Here is a 25,502-nt window from a genome sequence, read left to right on the forward strand (position 1 = left end):
CGCATTCCGCGCGTCCGCCGTGCGCCGCCCCGTGCCCGTATTCCGCGCGTCCGCCGTGCGCCGCCCCGCCCCCGTACCCCGTTTCACGACGCTCCACGACCAGGCAAGGTGAGGACCGCAGTGACCAGCTCCGAGCGCATATCCGACCACGACGCCGACGCCCTGAGCCCCCGGCGGGCGGGTGAGAGGGCCGCCGAGGTGCTCGCCGAGATCCGCACCGCCGTGGTCGGCAAGCCGGAACCGCTGGAGCTGGTCATGCTCGGCGTGCTCGCGGGCGGCCACGTCCTCATCGAGGACCTGCCGGGACTCGGCAAGACGCTGCTGGCCAGATCCTTCGCCACCACCCTCGGCCTGGAGTTCCGCCGCATCCAGTTCACCCCCGACCTGCTGCCCTCCGACGTCACCGGCGCGCCCTTCTACGACCAGCACAGCGGCGAGATGGTCTTCAGGCCCGGCCCCGTCTTCACGCACCTGCTGCTCGCCGACGAGATCAACCGCACCCCGCCCAAGACCCAGGCCGCCCTGCTGGAGGCGATGGCCGAGTCGCAGGTGTCGATCGACGGCAGCACCCGCCAACTGCCCGACCCGTTCGTGGTGATCGCGACCGCCAACCCCATCGAGTACGAGGGCACGTACACGCTCCCCGAGGCGCAGCTCGACCGGTTCCTGCTGCGGGTGCGGATGGGCTATCTGTCGGCGCCGCAGGAGACCGACATGCTGCGGTCCAGGATCGACAGGGCCGCGCCCGAGGCGAAGCTGCGCACCCTCAGCGGACCGTCGGAAGTGCTCGCGATGCGCGCGGCGGTGGAGCGGGTCGAGGTCGAGGACGACCTGCTGGAGTACATCGTGGCGCTGGTCGGCGCGACCCGCGACCACGCGCACATCCAGGTCGGCGCGTCACCGCGCGGCGGCCTCGCGCTGGTCCAACTCGCCCGCGCCCGCGCCGTGCTCGACGGCCGGGACTACGTCACCCCCGAGGACGTGAAGTGGGTGGCGGTCCCGGCGCTCGCCCACCGCGTCACGCTCCGCCCCGAGCTGTGGGTCCGGCAGATCAACGCCGACGACGTGATCCGGGAGATCGTGCAGTCCGTACCCGCCCCGCAGACCCTGCCGCTGGCGGCCCGTGACGCCGTCGCGTCATGACCGACCCCCACGCGGCCGTCGCCCGCGCGCTCGGCGGCGCCCAGCCTCCGCCCGGCGAGCGGCGGGCCGTGCCCGCGGAGCCACCGCCACCGCCGCCGACCGGCTGGCGCGCGGGCGAACGCGCCCTGCGGTACGGCACGGTGACCGCGGTCGCCGTCGCCGCCGCCCTGCTCACCGGACGGCCGTGGCTGCTCGCGCTGGCCGCCGGCCCGCTGGTGCTGCTCGCGCTCTCACTCCCGTACGGCACGCGCACGGCGCGGATGGACGTCACGGTCGACGTCGAACCGCGGCGGCTGTTCGAGGACGAGACCGTCACCGCCAGGATCACCGTCGCGTACGACGGCGACCGCGGGCGGCTCGACCCCGGCGTCACGCTGGGGCCCGGTGTGCGGCTCGACCATCTCACCGTGGGCAGTTCGCGCGTGGAACTGCGGCTGACCGCCGAGCGCTGGGGCCGCTGGACGCTCGGTACCGTCGACCTCGACCTCTACGACGCGGGCGGCACCGCCCGCCGCACGGTCCGCGCGGACCTCGGCGAGGTGCGGGTGTTCCCCGTGCCGTCCCGCGCCGGGATGACGCCCATCCCGGTCCGCCTCCCGCAGCGGCTCGGCGAGCACACCGCGGCGCAGCGCGGTGAGGGCGTCGAGGTCACCGGCGTGCACCCGTACATCCGCGGCGAGCGGCAGCGGCGGATCAACTGGCCCGCCACGACCCGCCGCGGCTCCCTGCAACTCCAGCAGTTCGCCGCGGAGCGCGCCGCCGACACCGTCGTCATGCTCGACGGACTCGGCGACGTCCTCGACCCGGTCACCGGCACGTCCTCGCTGGACGAGACCTTCCGCGCGGCGGCCGGACTGGTCCGCGCCTATCTGCGCACCCACGACCGGGTCGGCGTCGTCTCGGTGGGCGGCACGACCCGATGGCTCCAGCCGGGCAGCGGGGACGGCTACTTCTACCGGATCGTCGAGAGCGTCCTCGAAGTCCGCAAGGACATCTCCTACCGCACCGAGGGCGTGAGCAACCTCCCGCCGCCCGCGCTGCCCGAAGGCGCGATCGTGTACGTCTTCACGCCGCTCGCCGACCAGCGGATCCTCGACGTGCTGCATCGCGTAGCCGCGCGGGCCCTCGCCCTGGTGGTGATCGAGATCGCCACCGCGGACCCGTACATCGAACCCGGCGACGTCAACGCGGAGCTGGGCCTGCGGCTGTGGCGGTCCGAGCGGGACGCGACGCGCTTCGCGCTGAAGGAGCGCGGCATCGCGGTGGTCACCCACGAGCGCGGCGAGACCCTCGATCTGGCCCTGGCGCCGCTGGTGCGCACACGTATCCACGGAGGCAGGCGATGAGCGGTACGGCGGAGCGGCCAGGCGCGGCCCCGGCACCCTCGCCCCTGACGCCCGCGGCACCTTCGGCCGACGCGCCCGCGGCACCTTCGGCTCCCGCCCTGACGCCCGCGGCCCCGGCCCCCTCGGCCGACGCGCCTTCGGCACCTTCTGCACCTTCGGCCTCCGCCCGGGCGGCCCGCCGCATCCGGCTCCCCGCCCAACTGCCCGCCCGCTGCCTGGCCGTGGCGCTCGCGCTCGCGGCGTGCGACGCGCCGGAGGCCGTACGCCACTCGCTCGGCGCACAGGTGGCGCTGCTCGTGGTGGCCGGGGTCGCCTGGTGGGCGGCGCCGATGGTGGACGAGCGGCCGGTGCGCAATTCGATGCGCTGGGCGAAGATCGCCGCCCGCCGCCGCTCCACCGTCCTCGCCGTGGGGTCGGTGGTGGCCGCGGCGGTCACCGAACCGCCGACCTGGCTGGCCGCCTGCGTCGTGGGCCTCTTCCTGGCGTATCTGCTGATCACCGACGACTGGACGCGGGGCGCGACCGCGCCACGCGCCGCCCGCGGCCCGGCCCCTGCCCTGACCGCGGCGGCGGCCGTCGTCCTGACCTTCGTCTGCGCGACGGTGCCGGTGGCCGGTACCGACTGGGCACGGCTGCCCGCCGCGCTGGCCCTGGCGGCGACGGTCGGCTGCGTCGCCCTGGCCGTGCGCGGCCGGCGCGGCCCGCGCTGACCGCCGCCTCCTCGCGCGGTGCGGCCTCGCCGCGTGCCGCGGCCTCCCGCGCTCAGGCCGACTCCGCCGCGGCCAGCGCGCGGGCCTGGGCGAGCCACCGCGTGAACAGTTCGGCGTCCACGTCGTCCAGAGCGCGCAGCTTGACCGAGGCCATGGCCCGCGCGCCCGGCTCCAGCCGCCCGCTGGCGTCCTCGACCTGCTGGCCCTGCCAGAGCCCGAAGGTCACATAGGAGCCGTACGCCTTGAGCAGGCAGACCGGTGCGACGCCCGGCGCTCCGCCCAGGCTCCACACCGGGTGGCCGTGCCACATGGCGCCGGGCGCGTCCGGCAGCGCGGCCTCGATGATCTCCCGCGCCTTCGTGCCGACTTCGCGCAGCGGCTCCTCCAGGGCGGCGAGGTAGTCGGTGACGGTGGTGGTGGACTTGGCCATGCGGATCACTCCCGAGCGTCGGATACGGCTTGTGCGGGGTTGACCGGCGCGGCGTCCGAAACTCATCGCCTCCGGCGGAGGTTTTTTCACCGCCACGGTCCGCCGGGCCCCGCACCGGCCCCGGACAGGCTCCGGGCCGGCTCTAGGCCGGCCCTGTATCGGTTCAGCAAAACCTCTGACATCAAGGGAACACCCCGCTTCCCATCAGCACTTGCGGTGCTTTACCGTTTAATGGACAGCCGGTCGGCGGGGTCGCTAGGTTGGGCGCCGCGGGCCACGGGTACGACAACCGGCCGGAAACCGCCCGGCGGCAAGGCAACAGCAGGCAAGGAGCAGGGATGAAGGACGTCACGCCGATCGCCGACGGCTGGAGGCTGCGCCTTCCCGAGTCCGGGTCGGCAGCCGGAGCCGGAGCGGACGCCGTGCCCGCGCTCGGGTCCGGCACCGTACCCGCCCAGGTACCCGGCTGCGTGCACACCGACCTGATGGCCGCCGGGCTGCTGAAGGACCCGTTCCTGGACCGGAACGAGACCGCGGCGGCGTGGGTGGGACGCGCGGACTGGACGTACGAGACGGCGCTGCCGCCGCGTGCCACCGGGCACGAGCGCACCGACCTGGTCTTCGACGGCCTGGACACGGTGGCCGAGATCCGCCTCGGTGACACCGTCCTCGGCGCCACGCGCAACATGCACCGCGGTTACCGGTACGACGTCACCGAGCGGTACGGACCGGCGGGCGAGACCGCGCTGACCGTCGCCTTCACCTCCGCCTACACCGAGGCGGAACGGGTCCGCGCGCTGGTCGGCGACCGGCCCAACTCGTACCCCGAGCCCTTCCAGTACATCCGCAAGATGGCCTGCTCCTTCGGCTGGGACTGGGGTCCGACGCTGGTCACCGCCGGGATCTGGAAGCCCGCGCGGCTCGAACACTGGTCGACCGCGCGGCTGTCGGGCGTCACCCCGCTGGTCACGGTGGCCGCCGACGGCACCGGACGGGTCGAGGCCCGGCTGGAGATCGAGCGCACCGCGTCCGGCCTGAACCGTCCGCTGACCGTCCGCCTGCGGGTGGGGGAGACGCGGGTCGAGGCCGACGTGCCCGCGGGCGCGGACCGGTGCACCGTCACCGCCGAGGTGCCCGGCCCCGAGCTGTGGTGGCCGCACGGCTACGGCGCCCAGCCGCTGTACGACTGCGAGGTCACCCTCGTCGACGCCGGGACCGAGAGCCCCGACGGCGAAGACGGCGTCGCGCTCGACCACTGGCAGCGCCGCATCGGCTTCCGCACCGTCACCCTCGACACCGCCCCCGACGAGAAGGGCACCCCCTTCACCCTGCTGGTCAACGGCGAGCCGATATTCGCCCGCGGGGTCAACTGGATCCCGGACGACGTCTTCCCGACCCGGATCACCCCCGACCGCTACCGCCGCAGGCTCCAGCAGGCCAAGGACGCGGGCGTCGACCTGATCCGCGTCTGGGGCGGCGGGATCTACGAGAGCGACGACTTCTACGACGCCTGCGACGAGGCCGGGCTGCTGGTCTGGCAGGACTTCCTGTTCGCCTGCGCCGCCTACTCCGAGGAGCAGCCGCTGCGTTCGGAGGTGGAGGCCGAGGCGCGGGAGAACGTGGCCCGGCTCGCCCCGCACGCCAGCCTCGTGCTGTGGAACGGCAACAACGAGAATCTGTGGGGCTTCCGTGACTGGGACTGGGAGCAGGATCTGGCGGGCGCGTCCTGGGGCGAGGGCTACTACCTGGGCCTGCTGCCCCGCGTGGTCGCCGAGACCGACCCCACCCGGCCCTACTGGGCGGGCAGCCCCTGGTCCGGCTCCTGGAACCACCACCCCAACGACCCGGCGCACGGCACCGCCCACTCCTGGGAGGTGTGGAACCGCCGGGACTGGACCGGCTACCTGGAGGACGTGCCGCGCTTCGTCGCCGAATTCGGCTGGCAGGCGCCGCCCGCGTACGCCACGCTGCGCCGGGCGCTGACCGACGACCCGCTCACCCCGGACTCGCCCGGCATGCTGCACCACCAGAAGGCCGCCGACGGCAACGGCAAGCTGGACCGCGGCCTGGCCCACCACTTCCCGGCCCCCGCCGACTTCGACACCTGGCACTACCTGACGCAGGTCAACCAGGTCCGCGCCATCGCGTGCGGCATCGAGCACTGGCGCTCGCACTGGCCTGCCTGCGCGGGCACCGTCGTCTGGCAGCTCAACGACTGCTGGCCGGTGACCTCGTGGGCCGCGATCGACGGCGACGAGCGCGAGAAGCCGCTCTACCACGAGCTGAAGCGGCTCTACGCGGACCGGCTGCTCACCGTCCAGGAGCGCGCCGACGGCCTGGTCGCGGCCCTGGTCAACCAGAGCGCGCGGGACTGGTCGGGCACGGCGGTCCTGCGCAGGGTCGCGGTGGACGGCGCCGTACTCGCCGAAGCCCGGCTGCCGTTCACCGCGACGGCCCGCACGGTTGCCGAGATCGCCGTACCGCGCGACCTCGTACCGCCGGGCGACAGCACCAAGGAACTGCTGACCGTCGAGGCCGAAGGACCCGGCGGCGGCGAGGACGTCCGCGCCCTGTGGTTCCCGGCCAGGGACAAGGACTTCGCCTACCCCGCGCCCCGCTGGGACCTGGAGCTGGCCACCTCCGACGGCGGCGCCACCGAAGTGACCGTCACCGCCCGGACGCTCCTGCGCGACCTGCTGCTCCAGGCCGACCGGCTCGACCCCGCGGCCCACGCCGACCGGGGCCTGGTCACCCTGCTGCCCGGCGAGCGCGTCACGATCACCGTACGCGGCTGGGACCGGCCGGAGCCCGGAGCCGCCGCCGCGGCGCTGTACTGCGTCAACTCCGCGGTCCAGCGCACGGAGCCGGGCGACGAGCGGTGAGCCCTCCGGCCGGGGAGCCGGGACGCCGCCCCACCATCAAAATCGTCGCCTGGGACGACTCGCAGCTGTGCCAGCTCACCCCGCCGAAGCTGTCGGCGATGAGCCATGACGTCTTCGGCTTCGGCGCCGAGGTGGCCCGGCGGCTGCTGACCGTGCTGAAGGGCGGCACACCCGCGACGGGACCGGTGGCCACCCCGGTGCTGACCCCGCGCGAGAGCACCGCCCCGCCCGCCCGTACGACCTGACCGGCGAGCGCCGGTCCGCTTCGCTCCCGCTGCGTCCCTACTTCGTCGCGCCTCTGGTGAATCCGTTGTAGATGAACCGCTGGAGGAACAGGAAGATCACCAGCGTCGGCACGATCACCAGGATCGCGCCCGCCGAGATGTCCTCCCAATGCGCGCCGTAGGGCCCCTTGAAGCGGAACAGCGACGTCGAGATGGTCCCCAGACTCTCCGACGGCATGTACAGGAAGGGGATGTAGAAGTCGTTGTAGACCGTGATCCCCTTGATGATCACCACCGTGGCGATGGCCGGTTTGAGCAGCGGCAGGATGATCCGCCAGTAGATCGTGAAGGTGTTCGCGCCGTCGATCCTGGCCGCCTCGTCCAGCGAGACCGGAATGCTCCGGATGAACTGGAGGAAGATGTAGATCGACACGATGTCCGTGCCCATGTAGAGCACGATCGGTGCCCAACGGCTGTCGTACATGCCGAAGTTGTTCACGATCTTGAAGGTCGCCACCTGTGTCGTCACGCTCGGCACCAGCGAGCCGATCAGGAACAGCGCGATCACCACCCGCCGCAGCCGGAAGTGGAACCGGTCGATCGCGTACGCCGCCATCGAGCCGATCAGCACCGTGCCCACGATCGAGAAGACCAGGATGAACGCGGTGTTCCCGAACGCGCGCAGCATCTTCCCGGCCCGGAAGGCCGTCACATAATTGTGGTAGTTCAGCCAGTTGTGCGGCAGCGACAGCGCCCCGCCGTCCGCCGTCATCTCCCGCGACGTCTTGAGCGAGGTCAGGAACACCGCGACCAGCGGCAGCAGCACCACCGCGGAGGCCAGCACGAGCGAGAGGTACACCAGCGCCCTGACCAGCACCCTGCGGGTGCGCGCGGGCCGGTCGACGGTCTCCGGCGGCGGGGCCTGCGCCGTGTCGCGGACGAGCAGCGAGGTCATACGAGATCGTTCCTCTCGTCGGGCACCACGACGCGCTGCAACCAGGTCACCAACAAGATGATCACCAGCAGGGCGACGGCCGCCGCCGAGGCCAGCCCCATCTTGTTGAACTCGAAGGCCAGCTTCACCGTCTGGATCACGAAGGTCTGAGTGCCCGCCGCGCCGCCGGTCATGATGTACGGGATCTCGAACGCCGACAGCGAGCCGGAGATCGCCAGGATCGCGCTCAGACTCAGCACCGGTTTGATGCCCGGCGCGATGATGTGCCGGAACTGCTGCCAGCGGTTGGCGCCGTCCAGTTCCGACGCCTCGTACAGCTCACCGGGGATCGACTGGATCGCGCCGAGGAACAGCACGAAGTTCAGGCCCATGAAGCGCCACACCGACACCGCGGACAGCGAGGTGTTCGCCGTCCGCCCGCTGCCCAGCCAGAAGTGGTGCCCGTGCACCCCGAAGGCGCTCAGCACGGTGTCGAGGGTGCCGTGCGGCTGGAAGAAGTACAGGAAGACGAAGCCGATCGCGACCCCGTTGAGCAGGTAGGGGAAGAACAGCAGGCCCTTGAAGAGATTCCGGAACCGCAGATCGAAGCTGAGCACGGTCGCGAAGTACAGCGCCAGCGCGATCTGCGCCACCGACGCCACCAGGTAGTAGACGCTGACGAAGAAGACCTGGAACAGCTCGGGTCTGGTGAACAGCTCCACGTAGTTCTTGGCCCCGACGTAGTTCCGGTCGGGGCTGACCCCGTCCCAGTCGGTGAAGCTGTCCCTGATCATGGTGCCGACCGGCAGGTAGGTGAACGTGATCAGCAGAGCGAGCGGCACCGCCAGGTACAGCCACGGCGTCACGGTCCGCCAGACCCGGGCGCGCGTCACAGGGCGGCGGTCTTCTGCGCGTTCGCCCACTTCTTGGCGAGGCCGGCGAAGATGCCGGGGAGATCACCACCTGCGGCGCCGCGCGCCACGTCGATCAGGTGCTGGCGGTACTCGGGCTTGTCGGTCATGCCGATCTCGGACTGGTTGTCGATCCTGGTGACCTTGGCGCTCTGCGCCTGCGACATCTCCACGAACCGCACACCGGCGTCCTGGAACGGCTTGAGGGCCGACGGCAGCGGTCCGCCCTTGAGCGTGGGGACGGCCTGATTGGTCTGCACGTAGCCGGACTTGTCGGTGAACCAGTCGATCCAGGCGCGGGCCGCCGCCTTGTTCTTGGAGTGGACGTTCACCGCCTCCTGGTAGTCGGGCGCCACCGGGGTGCAGAAGGTCCCGTTCTTCTGGGAGGGGAAGGGCATGTAGCCGATCTCGGACGGGTCGCGCCCGGCCTTCTTCGCCGCGTCCTGCATCTGCACGATGGACCACGAGCCCAGCCACATGGTGGCGATCTTGCCGGTGGCCAGCAGATTCTTGCTGTTCTCCCAGTTGGTGGTGGTCGGGTCCTGCTCGGAGAGCTTGTCGTGCACGATGGTGTAGAGCAGCGTGTCGCCGACGTTCAGGTCGGTGCCCGCGCGCCAGGGGTCCGGGTCGGTGGCGGGCTCGTCGGCCGCCCTGGCGTCGCAGGTGGCCGCGCCCTGCACCGAGGTCCAGGCGGTCAGCGGCCAGCCGTCCTTGTAGTTGGTGTAGTACGGCGTCGCGGAGGTCTTGGCCTTGACGGCCTTGAGGTCGGCGAGGAAGGCGTCGGGAGTGGTCGGCCAGTCGGTGACCCCGGCCTGCCGCCAGACGGCCTTGTTGTAGACGAAGCCCGCCGCGTTCGCGAAGTTCGCGATGCCGTAGACCTTGCCGCCGACCGTGGCCTTGCCGGTGAAGGTGTACTTCTTTCCCAACTCCTCGGCGCTGCCCAGCGAGGCGAAGAACTTCGGGTAGTCGTCGGTCTTGATGGCCGCCGGGATCATCAGCACATCGCCGTAGTTCGAGGTGTTCATCCGGATCTTCACCTCGCCCTCGTAGTCCGTGATCCCCTCGAAGGTCACCCGCACCTTCGGGTAGAGCTTGCTGAACTCGGCGGCGTACTTCTTCATCGTGCCGTCCTGCACGAGGTCGGTCCGCTGGGTGAGGACCTTGATGTCACCCGACACCGCCGACGGGTCGGCGGGCACGGTGGCGGTACCGCCCTTGGACGTCGAGCCCCCGCCACCGCAACCCGCGGCGAGCAGCGCCATGGTCGCCAGCAGCGACCCGGCGAGTACCTTGCCCTTCATGTGCACCATCTCCGTCTCCACAGCGCGGTACTTAAGCGATTCAGTGGCGGAACGACCGCACTATTGCATTGGGTTGTGGGCCGGTAAAGGGACTGATTCAGCGCTGATGCTTAACCGTTACATTGCGGTTCAGTGCGCCGCCGTCCGAGGGCGCGGGTTCGGGGCGACGGGCGCGGCGCGCCGTGGGGTAGGGTCGATGCCGTCAGCGGCGGGCCAGGACCCGCCACAGCAGTGGAGATCAGCCGAGATCAGCCGAGGAGGTGGGACCGATTACCGGTATCGCAGGCCGGGTGCTCCCGCCGTACGGCCGAGCGGTCTCTCCGACGTAGGTGAGGCCGGGGGAGTGCCCGTGGGCTTCCCGAAAGGCTCTACATGTCGGACTTCACCGCACCGTCGCCCGAATCCACCGTCGTCGCCGCGCTCAGGGCGGCGGGCTGCGTCTTCGCCGAGGACGAGGCGCGGCTGCTCATCGCGGCGGCCGGGACCCCCGAAGAACTCACCGCGATGGTCGCACGCCGCGCGGACGGTCTGCCGCTCGAACACGTCCTCGGCTGGGCCGAGTTCGCCGGACAGCGGTTCGCCGTGGACCCCGGCGTCTTCGTACCGCGCCGCCGTACCGAATTCCTCGTCCGGGTCGCGGCCGGGCTCGCCGCGCCCGGCGCCGTCGTCGTGGACCTGTGCTGCGGCTCGGGGGCCGTCGGCGTCGCCCTGGCCACCGCGCTCGGCGGCGGCGTCGAACTGCACGCCGCCGACCTCGACCCGGCCGCGGTGCGCTGCGCCCGCCGCAATGTGGCCCGCGTCGGCGGGCGGGTGTACGAGGGTGACCTCTTCGCGCCGCTCCCGGCCGACCTGCGCGGACGGGTCGGGCTGCTGGCCGCCAACGTCCCCTACGTACCGAGCGAAGAGGTCGGCCTGCTGCCGCCCGAGGCCCGCGACCACGAGGCCCTGATGGCGCTCGACGGAGGCGCCGACGGCCTCGACGTCATGCGCCGTGTCGCCGCGCGGGCCACCGACTGGCTCGCCCCCGGCGGTTCCCTGCTGGTCGAGTCGAGCGAGCGGCAGGCCCGGCGGGCGGTCGGCCTCTTCACCGCCGCCGGGCTCCGCGCCCACGTCGCCGACTCGGACGAGCTGTACGCGACCGTCGTCGTCGGCACCCGGCCGCCGCTCGGGGCGGGCGGTTAGGGCCCGCCCCGGACGCGTCGTGGGCCGTGGGCTGGCCGCCGGTCAGTCGGCCTGCTGGTCGGCGGTGCGCAGGCCCGCCGACCACTTCTCCTCGATGTTGCCGAACCGCCAGACGGCGAAGGCGACGGCCCAGGTGGCGAAGAACAGGCCCACGATGACGTAGCCGACGATGTTGAGGTCGATCCCGCCGACCCAGTCCCAGAAGGCGCCGTGGAACCCCGCCTTGTCCGCGACCAGGCCGAGGAGTTCGACGGTGCCGATGATGAGGGCGACGGCGACGGACAGGCCGGTGATGGTGAGGTTGTAGTAGACCTTGCGGACCGGCTTGGAGAACGCCCACTCGTAGGCGAAGTTCATGAACGAGCCGTCGATGGTGTCCAGCAGCGACATGCCCGCGGCGAAGAGCACCGGCAGGCAGAGGATCGCGTACCAGGGCAGCCCGGACGCCGCGCCGGAGCCCGCGAGCACCAGCAGCGCGATCTCGGTGGCGGTGTCGAAGCCGAGGCCGAAGAGCAGGCCCAGCGGGTACATCTGCCACGGCTTGGTGATCGACTTCATGACCCGGCCCAGCAACCGGTTCATGAAACCGCGGTTGTTGAGCTGCTCCTCCAGCGCCGCCTCGTCGAAGTGGCCCTCGCGCATCTGCCGGAAGACCTTCCAGATCCCGGCCAGGATCACCAGGTTGATGAAGGCGATGACGTACAGGAAGGTGCCGGAGACGGTGGTGCCGATCCAGCCGGTGACGTTGTGGAGCTGGGAGTCGTCGTCCTCGACGGGATTGGCGAGCGCCTTGATGCCGAGCGAGAGCAGGAAGGCCAGGCCGAAGACGATGCTGGAGTGGCCCAGCGAGAACCAGAAGCCCACCGACAGGGGCCGCTTGCCCTCGCCCATCAGCTTGCGGGTGGTGTTGTCGATCGCCGCGATGTGGTCGGCATCGAACGCGTGCCGCATGCCGAGGGTGTACGCGGTGACGCCGATGCCGATGCCGAAGGACTTGGTGCCGAGGCTGTAGTGCTCGGGGGCCACGATCGCCACCAGCGTGAACCAGCCGATGACGTGCAGGGCGAGGATGAAGGCGAACATGCCGCCGACCCTCGTCCACTCGGCGCGGGTCATCGAGCCGGCGATGCGGCGCCAGCGGGACCCTGGTGGTGCCGGTGCGTCCGGAGACGTGGCGGTGGTCATTTCATCAGTCCTTTGTCGAAGCGGGCGAAGCCAAGCTAGACGCACCTCTGTCCTTGTTGCAAGGTACTGGCAATAAGGATGCCCACCCTGGCCTGCCCCAAGCTCAGCGGGGTGCCGGTACCACCGGCGCGAGGACGCAGTCGCCGCAGAGCCCGCCCGCGCCCCCCGGCGCGGCCCGGTAGATCAGGCAGCAACTGCGCCGGCGGAAAGGCGCGCCCGGTGCGCCCGTACGCGCCCCCGTGCTCGTACCGCGCAGCGGCGGCCGGTCCAGCAGCAGGGCGGCCAGCGACCGTACGCGCCCGGCGTCGGCGGGGCGCGCCGCGGCGAGCATCCCGGCGGCGCCGTTCAGCGCGGAGGCGCTGTTGCCCCACAGGATGTGCGGGGACACCTTGAAGGGCGCGAAGGCGTCGGCCAGTTCGCGCACCGGCCCGTCGAGCAGATGGCGGGCGAGGGCGGCGGCCAGGGCCTCCCCTCCCGCGGGCGCGCCGGGAGCCGTGTCCTGGCCGGTTTCCTGAGCCGTGTGCGGCAGCGACAGCGGGAAGGGGCCGCCCAGGACCGGCTGCCAGCGCAGGTCGGCGAGCCGCAGGCCCGGCGCGACCTCGCCGCGCAGGACCGCGAGGGCCAGCGTCGGCGACAGCACCCGGGCGACCAGGCCGAGGTGGGCCACGGACGCGGCGACCCGCGGTTCCACGGCCTCCGCCTCCCGGCCGCCCGCCGCCGCGAGATACCGCCTGACGCCCGCCACCCGGTCGCCGAGCGCGGGTCCGCCGTCGGCCAGCTCGGCCATCGACCGCCAGGGAGCGCCGGTATCGGAATCAGCGCGGTGCCCCTCGGCGGCGAAGAACGGGCCGAGGGCCGCGAGATCCGCCGTCCGGGACGCCTCGGCGGGCGGCTCGGACGGCGGCGGCGCGTCGTCGTTCATCGGTTCACGCGCTGACCGGGTCCGTCCTGCCGGTCTGCGCGGCGGGGGCGGTGCGCGAGGCGAGCACCCGCTCGGCCAACGGGCCGAAGGCCAGCCCGATCACCGTCCACAGCAGGAGCTGCGCGGCCACCGAGTACAAGCGGAAGGAGAACAGCACATCGGCGGGGAATCCCGGATAGACGATCCGGCCCTTGTCGTCGGTGAGCGGCAGCGGCGTCTCCGTCGCGTGGTTGCCGAAATTCTCCTTGTTGTACGCCAGGTGGCCCAGTTGCGGCAGCAGCGCCATCGCCACGCCGATCGCGACGACGAAGGCGGCACCGGCGAGCAGGGTCGCGTTCCAGTTCCCGAACCGGGGCTGGAGCCTTCTGCCGAGCAGTGCCGCGCCGACCAGAAAGGCCAGCGAACACACGACCATCACCAGATAGAGCCCGGTGCGGTCCTTGATGGTGTCCTCGTGCCCGATGGCGGGCGGATTCGCCGGGTACTTGAGGAACGGCACCAGGTAGATGCCGAGGAATCCGCCGCCCGCGACCAGCAGCGCGAGATTGCGCGCCCGCAGATTGCCGACGCGTCCCAGGCAGACCGCGTAGGCGACCGCGAAGAGCGCGCCCATGGCCATGCCGAAGAAGATCATGCCGACGCCGATGCCCACGTCCGCCTGGACGGTGCGGCTGAACAGCTCGTGTCCCGCGTGCTCCATCGGCAGCCCGGCGGCTTTGTCGAGCGCGGCCTGCGCGTCGTCCCTGCCGCTCTCGTAGTCGATCGCTTTACTGATGTCCGGCTCCGCGAAGATCCGCGCGAAGAGGAATGCGAGCAGCCCTGCGACTGCGCCGACGACTATGCCGCGCAGGATGAGTTTCTTTTCCATGTCGAATTGTCCGTCTGTTCTGTCGGCTCCGTCGGCGCGAACTCAGTGGCAGGGGAAACCGAGGAAGTGCCGGGCGTCGTGGACGAACTCGTGGATGTGGGTGTCCTTGCCGAAGACGCTGACCGCGCCCTGGTCGACACCGATGAAGTAGTAGACGGCGAAAGCCAGGATCGCGGTGCCTACCAGCCACATCACGGCCTTCGAGACCGGCAGGACAACCGGTGTGGCGGTGGTGGTGGGAGCGGACACAGAGCTCACGGGTGGGCCTCCTTCAGGGATTCGGCGTCCCTCGATCGAATGGGGCGTTGTGACGGCGGAGTATCTGACTCACCGGCCACCTCCTCGATGACCGGCTACACAGTGGCGCGACCGTGCTGGATTTTCACCAGCTTCCTCACGCCATCACGTAATTGAGCGTAGGGGCTGTCGAACAGGCACGTCAATCGGGCCTGCGACGTTGTGACATACGCCCCTGATCGCTGTGCGAGACTCCGGACCGTGAAACAGATCTTCGTCATCGGTATCGGGGCGGGCGACCCGGACCAGCTCACCCTCCAGGCCGTGCGGGCGATCGGCCGCACCGAGGTGTTCTTCCTGCTCGACAAGGGCGAGGAGAAGGCCGATCTGGTCGCGCTGCGCGAGGAGATCCTGCGGCGGCACGCCGTACGGCCGCACCGCGTGGTCGTCGCGCGCGACCCGGAGCGCGACCGGGAACGGACAACTCCCGGCTACGCGAACGCGGTTGACGACTGGCGACGGCGCCGCGCCGACATCTACGAGCGGCTGATCGCCGCGGAACTGCCGGACGACGGCTGCGGGGCGTTCCTCGTCTGGGGCGATCCGGCCCTGTACGACAGCACGTTGGGCATCCTCGAAGAGGTGCACGGCCGGGGGAGCGCCGCGTTCGAGTGGACGGTCGTGCCCGGCGTCAGCAGCGTCTCGTCGCTGGCCGCCAAGCACCGCACGGGCCTCAACCAGGTCGGGCGGCCGGTGCAGATCACCACCGGGCGCAGGCTCGCCGACGGCGGGCTGCCGGACGGGGTGGACGACGTGGTGGTGATGCTGGACGCCCACCAGACCTTCGGACGTTTCACCGGCCAGGGGCTGGAGATCTACTGGGGCGCGTATCTCGGCACGCCCGACGAGATCCTGCTGTCCGGACCGCTGGACGACGCCCTCGCGCAACGGATCAGCGACGTACGGGCGCGGGCCAGGGCGCGCAAGGGCTGGATCATGGACACCTATCTGCTGCGGCGCGGCGTCCCCAAGTGACCTCGCCCGGCGCGGAGTCGAGGCATGTGCTGATCCTCGGCGGTACGGGGGAGGCCCGGCGGCTCGCGGAGCTGCTCGCGGCCGTTCCGGGGTTGGTGACGACGAGTTCGCTGGCCGGGCGGGTCGCGGAGCCCCGGCTGCCGGACGGCCGGGTCAGGATCGGCGGCTTCGGGGGAGCGGACGGGCTGGCCCGCTGGCTGCGCGAGGAACGGGTGGACGCGGTGGTCGACGCCACGCATCCCTTCGCCGCCGTCATCAGCGCCCACGCGGCCGAGGCGGCCCGCGCCGTACGTCTGCCGCTGCTCGTGCTGCGCCGGCCGGGCTGGGCGGCCGGTCCCGGCGACCGCTGGCACTGGGCCGACTCCGTCGCGGACGCGGCGGCCCTGCTTCCGGGCCTCGGGAGCCGTCCCTTCCTGACCACGGGGCGCGGCGACCTCGCGGCCTTCGCCGCGGCGCCCGCCACATTCCTGCTGGCACGCTCGGTCGACCCGCCGGACCCGCCGCTTCCCCCGCACGTCCATGTCCTGCTGGCCCGCGGCCCGTTCACGCTGGAGTCCGAACGGGCGCTGCTGCGCCAGCACCGGATCGACGTCCTGGTCACCAAGGACAGCGGCGGCGCCGCGACCGCCCCCAAACTCACGGCGGCCCGTGAGGCGGGCATCCCCGTCCTGATCGTCCGCCGCCCGCCCCCGCCGGAGTCCGTCCCCGTCGTCGCGACCCCCGCGGAGGCGGTCAGCCTGCTGCGTGCCCCACGCAGGACCTGGCCGCCTCCATGGGGGTGGCCGTCCCCGCGAGGACCTGGTCACGGTGGGTCCGCGCCGTGACCATCAGGGCGTCGAGGGTGTCGCGGGTGCGGACGAGGTCGTCGATATGGGCCGAGAGGCGGTCGCGCTCCAGGGCCATCCGGTCGAGGGCGGCGTCGGAGTTCTCCTCGCTGGGGGAGTCGACGCAGGGGAGCAGTTCGGCGATGGTGCGACTGGACAGGCCCGCCGCGTAGAGGCGCTGGATGAAGGCGACGCGCTCGACCTCCTCGTCCGTGTAGTGCCGCTGCCCGCTGCCGCTGCGCACGCTGGTGAGCAGCCCCTGCTCCTCGTAGTACCGCACGGACCGCACGCTGACCCCGGCCCGCGCCGCGAGTTCCCCGATCCGCACGATGTCCTCCCGGCTGTTCCCACCGCCCGGGCGGTGGCTCCCGGGCGGGCTATGGTCTGCGTCACAGAGCTTGCCTCTGACGTCAATGTCAGGTTTTAGCGTAGCAGTCGCGTCCGGGAGACCGGGCGATACGGAAGTGACGCGCTACGCATGAAGGAGCCCGACGTGACGAACCTCTTCACCAGCTACCGGCTCGGCTGTCTGACCCTGCCCAACCGGCTGGTCATGGCCCCGATGACCCGGGTCAGGGCCGCGGCGGGCGGGCTGGCGACACCGTCGATGGCGGCCTATTACGCCCAGCGGGCGACCGCCGGGCTGATCGTCAGCGAGGGTGTGCAGCCGAGCGCGATCGGGCAGTCCAACCCGGGCACGCCGGGACTGCACACCGACGAGCAGACCGCCGCGTGGCGTCCGGTGACCGACGCCGTGCACGCCAGCGGCGGCCGGATCTTCGCCCAGCTCATGCACGGCGGCCGGGTCTCGCACCCCGACACCATCGGGACGCTGCCGGTCGGGCCCTCGGCCGTCGCCGCCGTGGGAGAGGTGTTCACCCCGACCGGCCCGCAGCCCGCCCCGACGCCCCGCGCCCTGGAGACCGCCGAGATCCCCGAGCACGCGCGGTCGTACGGCGACGCCGCCCGCCGCGCGGTCGACGCCGGGTTCGACGGGGTGGAACTGCACGGCGCCAACGGCTATCTGATCTCGCAGTTCCTCTCGTCCAACGCCAACCTGCGCACCGACGGGTACGGCGGCTCGGTCGTGAACCGGATCCGCTTCGCCGTCGAGGCGGTCGCCGCCACCGTCGAGGCCGTCGGCGCGGACCGCACCGGCATCCGGCTCTCGCCGGGCGCCACCTTCTGGGGCGTCCGGGAGGACGACGTACCGGAGCTGTACGCGGCGCTGCTCACCGAACTGGCGGCGCTCTCACCGGCGTACGTCCACCTGGAGGCGACCGCCGACGAGGAGGTGCTGACCGCTCTGCGCCGGGCGTGGCCCGGCACCCTCATCATGAACCCCGTGCTGCCGATGGGCCCCAAGCAGACGGGCCGGGATGACGCCGACCACTGGCTCGCGCTGGGCGCCGACCTGATCAGCTTCGGCCGCGGCTTCATCGCCAACCCCGACCTGGTCGAGCGGCTGCGCGTCGGCCTGCCGCTGGCCCCCGTCGACGAGGCCACGTACTACCAGGGCGGCGACGCGGGCTATCTCACGTACTCCTCCCACCAGTACGCGGCCTGAGACCCTCGTCGGTCAGGCGGCCTCGACCGCGGGCCTGAGGACGTCCTCGCACCACTGCCGGAGCGTGGTGGGGGTGTCGACGGCGTGCTGCGGGGTGCGGGTGATCCCGTTGTCGAGGCCGCCGTCCTTGGCGATCGCCATGTCCAGCATGCCCTGGGCGATGGCCTCGGACATGCCCGCGCCGAGGAACCGCTCCTTGAACGGCCCCGCCGGGACCTGCTGGTAGCGGACCGGGAAGCCGAGGACGTCGGCGATCACGGCGGCCGTGTCATTCTGCGACAGGTCCTCGGGGCCGAGCAGCGGTACGTCCTCCCGGCCGCTCCACGAGGGGTCGAGCAGCAGGCGGGCGGCGACGGCGGCGATGTCGCGGGTGGCCACCGTGGGCATCGCGCGGTCGGGGGAGAGCGCGTTGAAGAACACGCCCTGCGCCTTGATCACTTGGGCCTGGCGGAGCAGATTGTCCATGAAGCTGGGCAGATTCAGGGACCGGAAGGCCGCGCCGGTCTCCGCGAGCCGGTCGTCCAGGGCCAGCGTGGCGGTCACATGCCCGGCCCGGTCCGCGTACGCGGTGCCGCGGCCCAGGGAGCTGATGCTGACGACGTGCTTGACGCCGTAGGCGCGGATCGCCTCGACGGCGGGCCGGGCGAAGTCGGAGTACACCTCGTCTAGGGTGGCCGCGTGGGGGTTGGGCGGCGGCAGCCAGAACAGCGCGTCGGCGCCGTCGAGGGCGCGGGCCACGGCCTCGGGGTCGCCGTGCGAGCCCTGGACCACCTCCGCGCGCTCGCGGACGTCGGCGCTCAGCCGGGCGGGGTCGCGGACGACGACGCGGACCGGCTCGTCGGCGGCGAGGACGCGGTCGACCACCTGGTGTCCGATATTTCCGGTAGGTGCGGTGATGACGATCATGAGTTCACTCCAGCGGCATGGGAAAAGGTCGCTCGAACAAGTAAACTCTACCGTACCGTTTACTTTTGAGGGTGCAAGCCGATGACCGAAGAAGGCGGGCCGCGACAGCGCGGGGAGCAGCGACGGGGCGAGGAGTTGCGGCGCCACATCCTGTTCATGGCCAAGGACGTGTTTCTCGAGGCCGGGTACGAGCGCGCCTCGATGGACGCCGTCGCCGCCCGCGCCGGGACGTCCAAGCGGTCGCTGTACGCGCACTTCGAGAACAAGGAGAAGCTGTTCCTCGCCGTCCTCGGACTCGTCCGCGAGCTCTACCTCGGCAGGCTGCGGACGCCCGACGCGTACTCCGCGGACCCCGCGGAGGCCGTCACCCTGTTCTGCGGGCGGTTCCTCCAGCTCATGACGTGGGAGTCGCAGGTGCGCACCTGTCGGCTGAGCATCGCCGCCGCCGCGTGGCTGCCCGCCAGTTCGCGCGCGTACTTCGACGCCATGTTCGCCACCACCCACGAACGGCTGGCCGCGTATCTCGTCGAGCACTACGGCATGGGACCCGAGGACGGCGCCGCCCTCGCCGAGGACCTGCTCGGCCGCACCGTGCTGCCGCGCGTCTTCCGCACCCTGCTCAACGTCGAGGACGCGACCACGGGCATGCCGGAGGACGACGCGCTCGCCGCGAGCGTCGACCTGCCCGCCATCCGCCGGGTGGTCGCGACGGCGCTGCCCGCCGCCGAGGACTGACGGCTACCGGTATTCGCGCCGAGACGCGGTCCTCACGCGCAGGACGGGCACACGCCCCGGTAGGTGACCTCGAACGCCGAGACGGTGAAACCGAAGCGCTCCTCGGGCGGCAGGTCCGCCAGCGGGTCGCCGGTCGGGTGGACGTCCCGGATCGTGCCGCAGCGCGAGCACACCAGGTGCTGGTGGGCGTGGTGCGCGTTCGGGTCGTACCGCTTGGCGCGGCCGTCGGTGGAGACCTCGATGACCTCGCCGAGCGCGACCATCTCGCCCAGGGTGTTGTAGACGGTGGCCCGCGAGATCTCCGGCAGCCGCCCGGCCGCGCGGGCGTGCACCTCGTCGGCCGTCAGGTGGACGTGGTCGCCGTCGAGAACCTCGGCGACGACGCGGCGCTGGGAGGTCATCCGCCAGCCGCGTCCGCGCAGCCGCTCCAGCAGGTCACTCATGTCGGTTCACCTATTCAGGTTCGGCGGGATGCCCGAAGTTTACTCATGGGCGTCCGGAGTCTGATGGGATATGAGCTTGGCCCGCTTCTTGACTTGGACACAGTCCATCGTAGGATCGGTTCCGGCGATAACCAAGGGACAGGAAGCCCCCAGTAGGGCAGGAGACGGAGACGTGACGGGACCACCGCCGTGAAGTCGCGCGGCGTCGGCCTGAGGGTGGGGACCGCCCGCGTCACGGCCACCGCCCGCCCGACCGTGTCCGATGACCCTGGCTCGTCGTTCGACTTGTCGCCCGACGAACCGCGGTCGTCTCCCGGGGCCGAGCGCCCCGACTGTTCCATTTCCCCGCAGTTCCTGAGCACCGTGATCCGCCTGGTCCGGAAGGATTCCCATGTCTGAGAACCATGATGCAATCGTCACTGACGCGAAGGCGGAGGGCGGGGGTGGCTGCCCGGTCGCGCACGGACGCGCGCCGCACCCGACTCAGGGCGGCGGAAACCGCCAGTGGTGGCCCGAGCGGCTCAATTTGAAGATCCTTGCCAAGAACCCCGCCGTGGCCAACCCGCTCGGCGAGGACTTCGACTACGCCGAGGCGTTCAAGACCCTCGACCTCGCGGCGGTCAAGCAGGACATCGCGCAGGTGCTGACCAGCTCCCAGGACTGGTGGCCCGCCGACTTCGGCAACTACGGCCCCTTCATGATCCGTATGGCGTGGCACAGCGCGGGCACGTACCGCATCAGCGACGGCCGCGGCGGCGGCGGCGCGGGCCAGCAGCGCTTCGCCCCGCTCAACAGTTGGCCGGACAACGCCAACCTGGACAAGGCCCGCCGTCTGCTGTGGCCGGTCAAGAAGAAGTACGGCCAGAGCCTGTCCTGGGCCGACCTGATGATCCTCACCGGCAATGTCGCCCTGGAGCAGATGGGCTTCGAGACCTTCGGCTTCGGCGGCGGTCGCGCGGACGTCTGGGAGCCCGACGAGGACGTCTACTGGGGCCCCGAGACCACCTGGCTCGGCGACGAGCGCTACACGGGCGACCGCGAGCTGGAGAACCCGCTCGGCGCCGTCCAGATGGGCCTCATCTACGTCAACCCCGAGGGCCCCAACGGAACGCCCGACCCGCTGGCCGCGGCCCGCGACATCCGTGAGACCTTCCGCCGGATGGCGATGAATGACGAGGAGACCGTCGCGCTGATCGCGGGCGGCCACACCTTCGGCAAGACCCACGGCGCGGGCCCGGCCGACAGCGTCGGCGACGACCCCGAGGCCGCCTCCGTCGAGCAGCAGGGCCTCGGCTGGAAGAACAGCTACGGCACCGGCAAGGGCGGCGACGCGATCACCAGCGGTCTCGAGGGCATCTGGACCAACACCCCGACCGCCTGGGACAACAGCTTCTTCGAGATCCTCTTCGGCTACGAGTGGGAGCTGTTCCAGAGCCCCGCGGGCGCCAACCAGTGGCGGCCGAAGGAGGGCGCGGGCGCCGGCACCGTACCGGACGCGCACGACGCGTCCAAGAGCCACGCCCCGACGATGCTCACCACCGACCTCGCGCTGCGGGTCGACCCGGCGTACGAGCAGATCTCGCGGCGCTTCTTGGAGAACCCCGCCGAGTTCGCGGACGCCTTCGCCCGCGCCTGGTACAAGCTGACCCACCGCGACATGGGCCCGGTCGTGCGCTACCTCGGTCCCGAGGTCCCCTCCGAGGTGCTGCTGTGGCAGGACCCGCTGCCCGCCGCCACCCACGAGCCGCTCGACGCCTCCGACATCGCCGCCCTCAAGAGCCAGATCCTCGGCTCCGGGCTGTCGGTGGCCCAGCTCGTCTCCACCGCGTGGGCCTCGGCCTCGTCCTTCCGCGGCAGCGACAAGCGCGGCGGCGCCAACGGCGCGCGCGTCCGTCTCCAGCCGCAGATCGGCTGGGAGGTCAACGAGCCCGACCGGTTGGCGACCGTGCTGCGCACCCTGGAAGGTGTCCAGGAGTCCTTCAACGCCGCCCAGAGCGGCGGTAAGGGGATCTCCTTCGCCGACCTGATCGTGCTGGCCGGTGGCGTCGGCGTCGAGCAGGCCGCCAAGGCGGCCGGGTTCGACATTCAGGTGCCGTTCACGCAGGGCCGCGTGGACGCGACCCAGGAGCAGACCGACGTCGAGTCGTTCAGCGCCCTGGAGCCGACCGCCGACGGATTCCGCAACTACCTCGGCAAGGCCAACCGGCTGCCCGCCGAGTACCTGCTGATCGACAAGGCGAACCTGCTGAACCTGAGCGCCCCCGAGCTGACCGTCCTCGTCGGCGGCCTGCGCGTCCTGGGCGCCAACTACCAGCAGTCCGCCCTCGGCGCCCTCACCGAGACCCCCGGCACGCTGACCAACGACTTCTACGTCAACCTGCTCGACCTGGGCACGACGTGGAGCGCGACGTCGGAGGACGCGAACACCTTCGAGGGCCGCGACGCCTCCGGCGCGGTCAAGTGGACCGGCACCCGCGCCGACCTGGTCTTCGGCTCGAACTCCGAGCTGCGCGCCCTGGCGGAGGTCTACGCGAGCGACGACGCGAAGGAGAAGTTCGTCAACGACTTCGTCGCGGCGTGGGCCAAGGTCATGGACCTCGACCGGTTCGACCTGGTCTGAGAACGGTGCCTCCGGGGCACCGCGTGAGGACGCCTGACCGCGTCTGACGCACATCCCGGCCACGACGTCCGGGGCGGTTCGCAGAAGCCGCCCCGGACGTCGCTGTGTGCGGGGCCCTTTCGGCCGCCGGGTGCCCAGGCGCCCAGCGGCCCGGGGGCTCAGTCCTGGGCGAGCACCGCGCGGATCACATGCCGGGCGTTACGCGCCATCGTCGGATTCGTCTCGCGGTAGTACGGCAGCGCGTTCACCGCCTGGGAGAGCGCCCGGCCCCGCCCGCGCCTCCACGTCGCGTCGTCGACGCCGAGCGCGCCGCGCAGGACCTCCCGCGCGTCGGGCGGCAGCAGATTCCACGCGGGGAACAGGTCACAGGCCGGATCGCCCACGCCCGCGCACCCGAAGTCGATCACCGCGGTCAGCCGGCCCCCCGACACCAGCAGATTGCCCGGCATCAGATCGGAGTGCACCCACACCGGCGGCCCGTCCCAGTCGGGCGCGCGCAGGGCGTCCTCCCACACGGCGGTCAGGCCGTCGCAGTCGACGCCCTCCTGCGGAATCCCGCGCAGTCGCGCGATCGCCGACCGGGTCGACGCGTCGTGGTGGGCGAGCGGTTCGCCGCGATAGGCGGCCGGCGGGTCCGGCAGCGTGACGTCCCGCATCGCCCGCACGAATCCGGCGATGTCCTCCGCCAGGCGTACGGGTTCGCTCAGCGCCCCCGCCTCCGGCGGCTCGCCGTCCAGCCACCGGTACACCGACCACGGCCACGGATACCCCCGCGCGGGCTCCCCGGCGCCGAGGACTTCGGGGACGGCCGCGGGCAGCAGGGGCGCGAGCCGCGGCAGCCACTCCTGCTCCAGCGCGACGTCCCCGGCCCCGCCCGCCACGAGCGGCAGACGGACCACCATGTCGTCGCCGAGCCGGTACATCGCGTTGACCGTGCCGCCGGACGGGAACCGCCGCACGTCGAGCCCCGCCCACCGGGGGAACTGTTCGGCCACCAGCCGCCGTACGAGGTCGGCGTCGATGGGGTGCAGGTCAGGGTGCATGGGCGGGGTGGTCATGGGGCGTCATACGACCTCGCGGCGGCGGCTCCCGTCAACCGCTTTTCCCCGCGCGTCGGCCCGCCGCGCGGGCGCCCCGCCGGGGGCCGGCGAGGGGTGCCCGATCCCGCCCCCGCAATCCATTTGCCATTCCTTTACTATGGCTCGGTCGGTCCGCCCGCGACCCTGGTAGGTGCCGCGGTCACCGCCGACCCGGCGAACGCGCCGCGCCGCCCGACCGCCCGACCAACACCGGTCGGCCCGGACGCCGTTCACACGACACGTCCCGTCCCCCTTGGAGCACGCAATGCAGCACACCGTCCACGCGCGCAAGACCCCGCTCCCGGGGGTGGGCATCCGCTACGACGTGTCCACCGACGCCGGTCGGCACCTGTCGGTGGTCGTGCACCACGACGGGCGGCGCACCCTGGCGTTCCACGACCCGGAGGACGACGACGCCTGCAAGGACGCCGTGGTCCTGGAGCCGCACGAAGTGAGCGCGCTCGCCGAACTGCTCCCGCCCGACCCGGTCGCGCACCTGCGCCAGCACTTCGAGATCGACCTGGTCACCGAGCACATCACGGTGAGCAAACGGTCGCCGTACGCGGGCCGCACGCTCGGCGACACGCAGGCCCGTACCCGTACCGGCGCCTCGATCGTCGCCGTGCTCCGCCGGACGGCCGCCGTGCCGTCGCCCACTCCCGACTTCCGCTTCGCGGTCGGCGACATCCTTGTCGTCGTCGGCACCCGCGAAGGTGTGGACGCCGTCGCGGAACTGATCACAGGGGGATAAGAGCCTGTGCACGACACGACCGACATGCTCATCGAGCTCGGGGCGATCATTCTCGCCCTGGGCATCCTCGGCCGCCTCGCGGGACGCGTCGGCTTCTCGCCGATTCCCCTCTATCTGCTCGCGGGGCTGGCCTTCGGCAAAGGCGGGCTCATCCCACTGCACGCCAGTGAGGACTTCGTGGCCACCGGCGCCGAGATCGGTGTCGTATTGCTGCTTCTGCTGCTCGGCCTGGAGTACAGCGCTTCGGAACTCGTCACGAATCTGAAAACGCAGTACCCCTCGGGCGCGGTGGACTTCGCGCTCAACGCCGTACCCGGCGCGGTGGCCGCGCTGCTGCTGGGCTGGGGTCCGGTCGCGGCCGTCGCGCTCGCCGGAGTGACGTGGATCTCCTCGTCGGGTGTGATCGCGAAGGTCCTCGGGGACCTCGGCCGCCTCGGCAACCGTGAGACCCCGCTCATCCTCGGCGTCCTCGTCCTCGAAGACCTCTCGATGGCGGTCTATCTGCCGATTCTCAGCGCCCTGCTGGCGGGCGTGAGCCTGGCGGGCGGCACCCTCACACTGCTGATCTCGCTCGGCACGGTCGGGATCGTCCTGTACGTGGCGCTGCGCCACGGGCGGCTGATCAGCCGCGCGGTGTCGTCGGACAACGCGGAGATGCTGCTGCTGGTCGTGCTCGGCCTGACGCTGCTGGTGGCCGGTGTCGCCCAGCAGCTCCAGGTCTCCGCCGCCGTCGGCGCGTTCCTGGTCGGCATCGCGCTGTCGGGTGAGGTCGCCGAAGGCGCCCGCAATCTCCTGACCCCGCTGCGGGACCTGTTCGCGGCGGTCTTCTTCGTCTTCTTCGGCCTGAGCACCATCCCCGCCGACATCCCGCCGGTCCTGGTCCCCGCGCTGATCCTGGCCGTCGTCACGACCCTCACCAAGATCGCCACCGGCTGGTACGCGGCGCGCAGGGCCGGAATCCGGCCCGCCGGACGGTGGCGGGCGGGCGGCACGCTGGTCGCGCGCGGCGAGTTCTCCATCGTCATCGCGGGACTCGCGGTCGGTGTCGAGCCCCGGATCGGGCCGCTGGCCACCGCGTATGTGCTGATCCTGGTCGTCCTCGGCCCGCTCACCGCCCGCTGGACCGAGCCCATCGCCCGCAAACTCACCGAGGCCATCGGCCCGTACGCGCGCCGCCGCGCCGCGCTCCCGGCCGCCGCCGCGTCCCCCGGCCCGGCCGAGGAACAGATCGACACGACGGCCACGCGTTCCTGAGCGCCCCGCCCGC

25 protein-coding genes and 1 riboswitch are annotated in these 25,502 nt (G+C 71.8%); of the genes, 13 read left to right on the forward strand and 12 right to left on the reverse strand.

Annotated features, from left to right (window positions below):
* Positions 1 to 120: 120 nt before the first annotated feature.
* From ACIO6U_RS23970 to ACIO6U_RS23980, 3 genes are read left to right on the forward strand one after another with little or no spacing between them, the layout of a single operon-like run.
* Entirely contained in the window at positions 121 to 1,143 is a 1,023-nt protein-coding gene (locus ACIO6U_RS23970) for an AAA family ATPase (protein WP_391045062.1), read from the forward strand.
* On the forward strand, positions 1,140 to 2,489 hold the full coding sequence (locus tag ACIO6U_RS23975; RefSeq protein ID WP_355341042.1) for a DUF58 domain-containing protein: 1,350 nt from the start codon (positions 1,140 to 1,142) through the stop codon (positions 2,487 to 2,489). Before ACIO6U_RS23970 ends, ACIO6U_RS23975 begins: the two co-directional genes overlap by 4 nt.
* A complete protein-coding gene (locus ACIO6U_RS23980; RefSeq protein WP_401722013.1) occupies positions 2,486 to 3,199 on the forward strand; it encodes a hypothetical protein in 714 nt (237 codons plus the stop codon). The genes ACIO6U_RS23975 and ACIO6U_RS23980 overlap by 4 nt, the downstream gene beginning before the upstream one ends.
* A 52-nt stretch (positions 3,200 to 3,251) precedes the next feature.
* On the opposite strand, the gene ACIO6U_RS23985 is transcribed toward ACIO6U_RS23980, so the two are convergent.
* A complete protein-coding gene (locus ACIO6U_RS23985) occupies positions 3,252 to 3,629 on the reverse strand; it encodes a DUF1801 domain-containing protein (protein ID WP_401722016.1) in 378 nt (125 codons plus the stop codon).
* Positions 3,630 to 3,967: 338 nt separating this feature from the next.
* Between ACIO6U_RS23985 and ACIO6U_RS23990 the strand changes: the two genes are divergently transcribed.
* Both ACIO6U_RS23990 and ACIO6U_RS23995 read left to right on the forward strand, forming a co-directional pair.
* Positions 3,968 to 6,511 carry a glycoside hydrolase family 2 protein gene (locus tag ACIO6U_RS23990; RefSeq protein WP_401722019.1) on the forward strand — a complete coding sequence of 848 codons (2,544 nt, stop codon included), beginning with the start codon at positions 3,968 to 3,970 and terminating at the stop codon, positions 6,509 to 6,511.
* The gene (locus ACIO6U_RS23995) at positions 6,508 to 6,756 is read left to right on the forward strand and encodes a substrate-binding domain-containing protein (protein WP_401722022.1); all 249 of its coding nucleotides are present in this window, start codon (positions 6,508 to 6,510) and stop codon (positions 6,754 to 6,756) included. Before ACIO6U_RS23990 ends, ACIO6U_RS23995 begins: the two co-directional genes overlap by 4 nt.
* 37 nt (positions 6,757 to 6,793) lie before the next feature.
* Here ACIO6U_RS23995 and ACIO6U_RS24000 read toward each other — a convergent pair whose 3' ends face one another.
* The 3 genes from ACIO6U_RS24000 to ACIO6U_RS24010 are packed head-to-tail and all read right to left on the reverse strand — an operon-like array spanning position 6,794 to position 9,881.
* Positions 6,794 to 7,690, reverse strand: coding sequence for a carbohydrate ABC transporter permease (locus tag ACIO6U_RS24000; RefSeq protein ID WP_401722025.1), 897 nt, complete (start codon positions 7,688 to 7,690; stop codon positions 6,794 to 6,796).
* Positions 7,687 to 8,592 (reverse strand): ABC transporter permease subunit, encoded by a 906-nt coding sequence (locus ACIO6U_RS24005; RefSeq protein ID WP_391118052.1) that lies wholly within the window; start codon positions 8,590 to 8,592, stop codon positions 7,687 to 7,689. Before ACIO6U_RS24005 ends, ACIO6U_RS24000 begins: the two co-directional genes overlap by 4 nt.
* On the reverse strand, positions 8,559 to 9,881 hold the full coding sequence (locus tag ACIO6U_RS24010) for an ABC transporter substrate-binding protein (protein WP_401722029.1): 1,323 nt from the start codon (positions 9,879 to 9,881) through the stop codon (positions 8,559 to 8,561). Before ACIO6U_RS24010 ends, ACIO6U_RS24005 begins: the two co-directional genes overlap by 34 nt.
* Before the next feature lie 372 nt (positions 9,882 to 10,253).
* Here ACIO6U_RS24010 and ACIO6U_RS24015 point away from each other — a divergent pair, with 372 nt between their 5' ends.
* Entirely contained in the window at positions 10,254 to 11,063 is an 810-nt protein-coding gene (locus ACIO6U_RS24015) for a putative protein N(5)-glutamine methyltransferase (RefSeq protein ID WP_391045042.1), read from the forward strand.
* Positions 11,064 to 11,105: 42 nt separating this feature from the next.
* On the opposite strand, the gene ACIO6U_RS24020 is transcribed toward ACIO6U_RS24015, so the two are convergent.
* The 4 genes from ACIO6U_RS24020 to ACIO6U_RS24035 form a co-directional block, all read right to left on the reverse strand.
* The gene (locus ACIO6U_RS24020; RefSeq protein WP_401722033.1) at positions 11,106 to 12,248 is read right to left on the reverse strand and encodes a HoxN/HupN/NixA family nickel/cobalt transporter; all 1,143 of its coding nucleotides are present in this window, start codon (positions 12,246 to 12,248) and stop codon (positions 11,106 to 11,108) included.
* A gap of 103 nt (positions 12,249 to 12,351) precedes the next feature.
* The gene (locus ACIO6U_RS24025; protein ID WP_401722036.1) at positions 12,352 to 13,170 is read right to left on the reverse strand and encodes a (2Fe-2S)-binding protein; all 819 of its coding nucleotides are present in this window, start codon (positions 13,168 to 13,170) and stop codon (positions 12,352 to 12,354) included.
* 4 nt (positions 13,171 to 13,174) lie between these two features.
* On the reverse strand, positions 13,175 to 14,038 hold the full coding sequence (locus ACIO6U_RS24030; RefSeq protein ID WP_401722039.1) for a CbtA family protein: 864 nt from the start codon (positions 14,036 to 14,038) through the stop codon (positions 13,175 to 13,177).
* A gap of 42 nt (positions 14,039 to 14,080) precedes the next feature.
* Positions 14,081 to 14,230, reverse strand: a complete 150-nt coding sequence (locus ACIO6U_RS24035) for a CbtB-domain containing protein (protein WP_188281174.1) — start codon at positions 14,228 to 14,230, stop codon at positions 14,081 to 14,083.
* A gap of 102 nt (positions 14,231 to 14,332) precedes the next feature.
* A riboswitch (cobalamin riboswitch) is annotated at positions 14,333 to 14,481 on the reverse strand.
* Between the two features lie 55 nt (positions 14,482 to 14,536).
* On the opposite strand from ACIO6U_RS24035, the gene cobF reads away from it, so the two are divergent.
* Together cobF and ACIO6U_RS24045 are read left to right on the forward strand one after the other, a co-directional pair.
* Positions 14,537 to 15,310, forward strand: coding sequence for a precorrin-6A synthase (deacetylating) (gene cobF / locus ACIO6U_RS24040; RefSeq protein ID WP_401722042.1), 774 nt, complete (start codon positions 14,537 to 14,539; stop codon positions 15,308 to 15,310).
* Positions 15,307 to 16,134 carry a cobalt-precorrin-6A reductase gene (locus tag ACIO6U_RS24045; protein ID WP_401722045.1) on the forward strand — a complete coding sequence of 276 codons (828 nt, stop codon included), beginning with the start codon at positions 15,307 to 15,309 and terminating at the stop codon, positions 16,132 to 16,134. The genes cobF and ACIO6U_RS24045 overlap by 4 nt, the downstream gene beginning before the upstream one ends.
* Here ACIO6U_RS24045 and ACIO6U_RS24050 read toward each other — a convergent pair.
* Positions 16,043 to 16,462, reverse strand: coding sequence for a MerR family transcriptional regulator (locus tag ACIO6U_RS24050; protein ID WP_391161936.1), 420 nt, complete (start codon positions 16,460 to 16,462; stop codon positions 16,043 to 16,045). The two genes, ACIO6U_RS24045 and ACIO6U_RS24050, sit on opposite strands and share 92 nt — an antisense overlap.
* A 165-nt stretch (positions 16,463 to 16,627) precedes the next feature.
* On the opposite strand from ACIO6U_RS24050, the gene ACIO6U_RS24055 reads away from it, so the two are divergent.
* A complete protein-coding gene (locus tag ACIO6U_RS24055; RefSeq protein ID WP_401722048.1) occupies positions 16,628 to 17,701 on the forward strand; it encodes an alkene reductase in 1,074 nt (357 codons plus the stop codon).
* 12 nt (positions 17,702 to 17,713) lie between these two features.
* On the opposite strand, the gene ACIO6U_RS24060 is transcribed toward ACIO6U_RS24055, so the two are convergent.
* A complete protein-coding gene (locus ACIO6U_RS24060; protein WP_401722051.1) occupies positions 17,714 to 18,607 on the reverse strand; it encodes an NAD(P)H-binding protein in 894 nt (297 codons plus the stop codon).
* An 81-nt stretch (positions 18,608 to 18,688) separates the two neighbouring features.
* Between ACIO6U_RS24060 and ACIO6U_RS24065 the strand changes: the two genes are divergently transcribed.
* Positions 18,689 to 19,342, forward strand: coding sequence for a helix-turn-helix domain-containing protein (locus ACIO6U_RS24065; RefSeq protein WP_355340998.1), 654 nt, complete (start codon positions 18,689 to 18,691; stop codon positions 19,340 to 19,342).
* Between the two features lie 32 nt (positions 19,343 to 19,374).
* Here ACIO6U_RS24065 and ACIO6U_RS24070 read toward each other — a convergent pair whose 3' ends face one another.
* Positions 19,375 to 19,785, reverse strand: coding sequence for a Fur family transcriptional regulator (locus ACIO6U_RS24070; protein WP_188281148.1), 411 nt, complete (start codon positions 19,783 to 19,785; stop codon positions 19,375 to 19,377).
* A gap of 391 nt (positions 19,786 to 20,176) precedes the next feature.
* Here ACIO6U_RS24070 and katG point away from each other — a divergent pair, with 391 nt between their 5' ends.
* Entirely contained in the window at positions 20,177 to 22,405 is a 2,229-nt protein-coding gene (gene katG / locus ACIO6U_RS24075) for a catalase/peroxidase HPI (protein ID WP_401722055.1), read from the forward strand.
* Positions 22,406 to 22,563: 158 nt separating this feature from the next.
* Here katG and ACIO6U_RS24080 read toward each other — a convergent pair whose 3' ends face one another.
* Positions 22,564 to 23,463: an aminoglycoside phosphotransferase family protein gene (locus tag ACIO6U_RS24080; protein ID WP_401722057.1), complete on the reverse strand. Its 900-nt coding sequence runs from the start codon at positions 23,461 to 23,463 to the stop codon at positions 22,564 to 22,566.
* Between the two features lie 286 nt (positions 23,464 to 23,749).
* Here ACIO6U_RS24080 and ACIO6U_RS24085 point away from each other — a divergent pair, with 286 nt between their 5' ends.
* The gene (locus tag ACIO6U_RS24085; RefSeq protein ID WP_188281150.1) at positions 23,750 to 24,235 is read left to right on the forward strand and encodes a cation:proton antiporter regulatory subunit; all 486 of its coding nucleotides are present in this window, start codon (positions 23,750 to 23,752) and stop codon (positions 24,233 to 24,235) included.
* A gap of 6 nt (positions 24,236 to 24,241) precedes the next feature.
* On the forward strand, positions 24,242 to 25,489 hold the full coding sequence (locus ACIO6U_RS24090) for a cation:proton antiporter (RefSeq protein WP_401722060.1): 1,248 nt from the start codon (positions 24,242 to 24,244) through the stop codon (positions 25,487 to 25,489).
* Positions 25,490 to 25,502 lie beyond the last annotated feature (13 nt).

This window comes from Streptomyces sp. NPDC087422, from assembly GCF_044744145.1.
Lineage (GTDB): Bacteria > Actinomycetota > Actinomycetes > Streptomycetales > Streptomycetaceae > Actinacidiphila.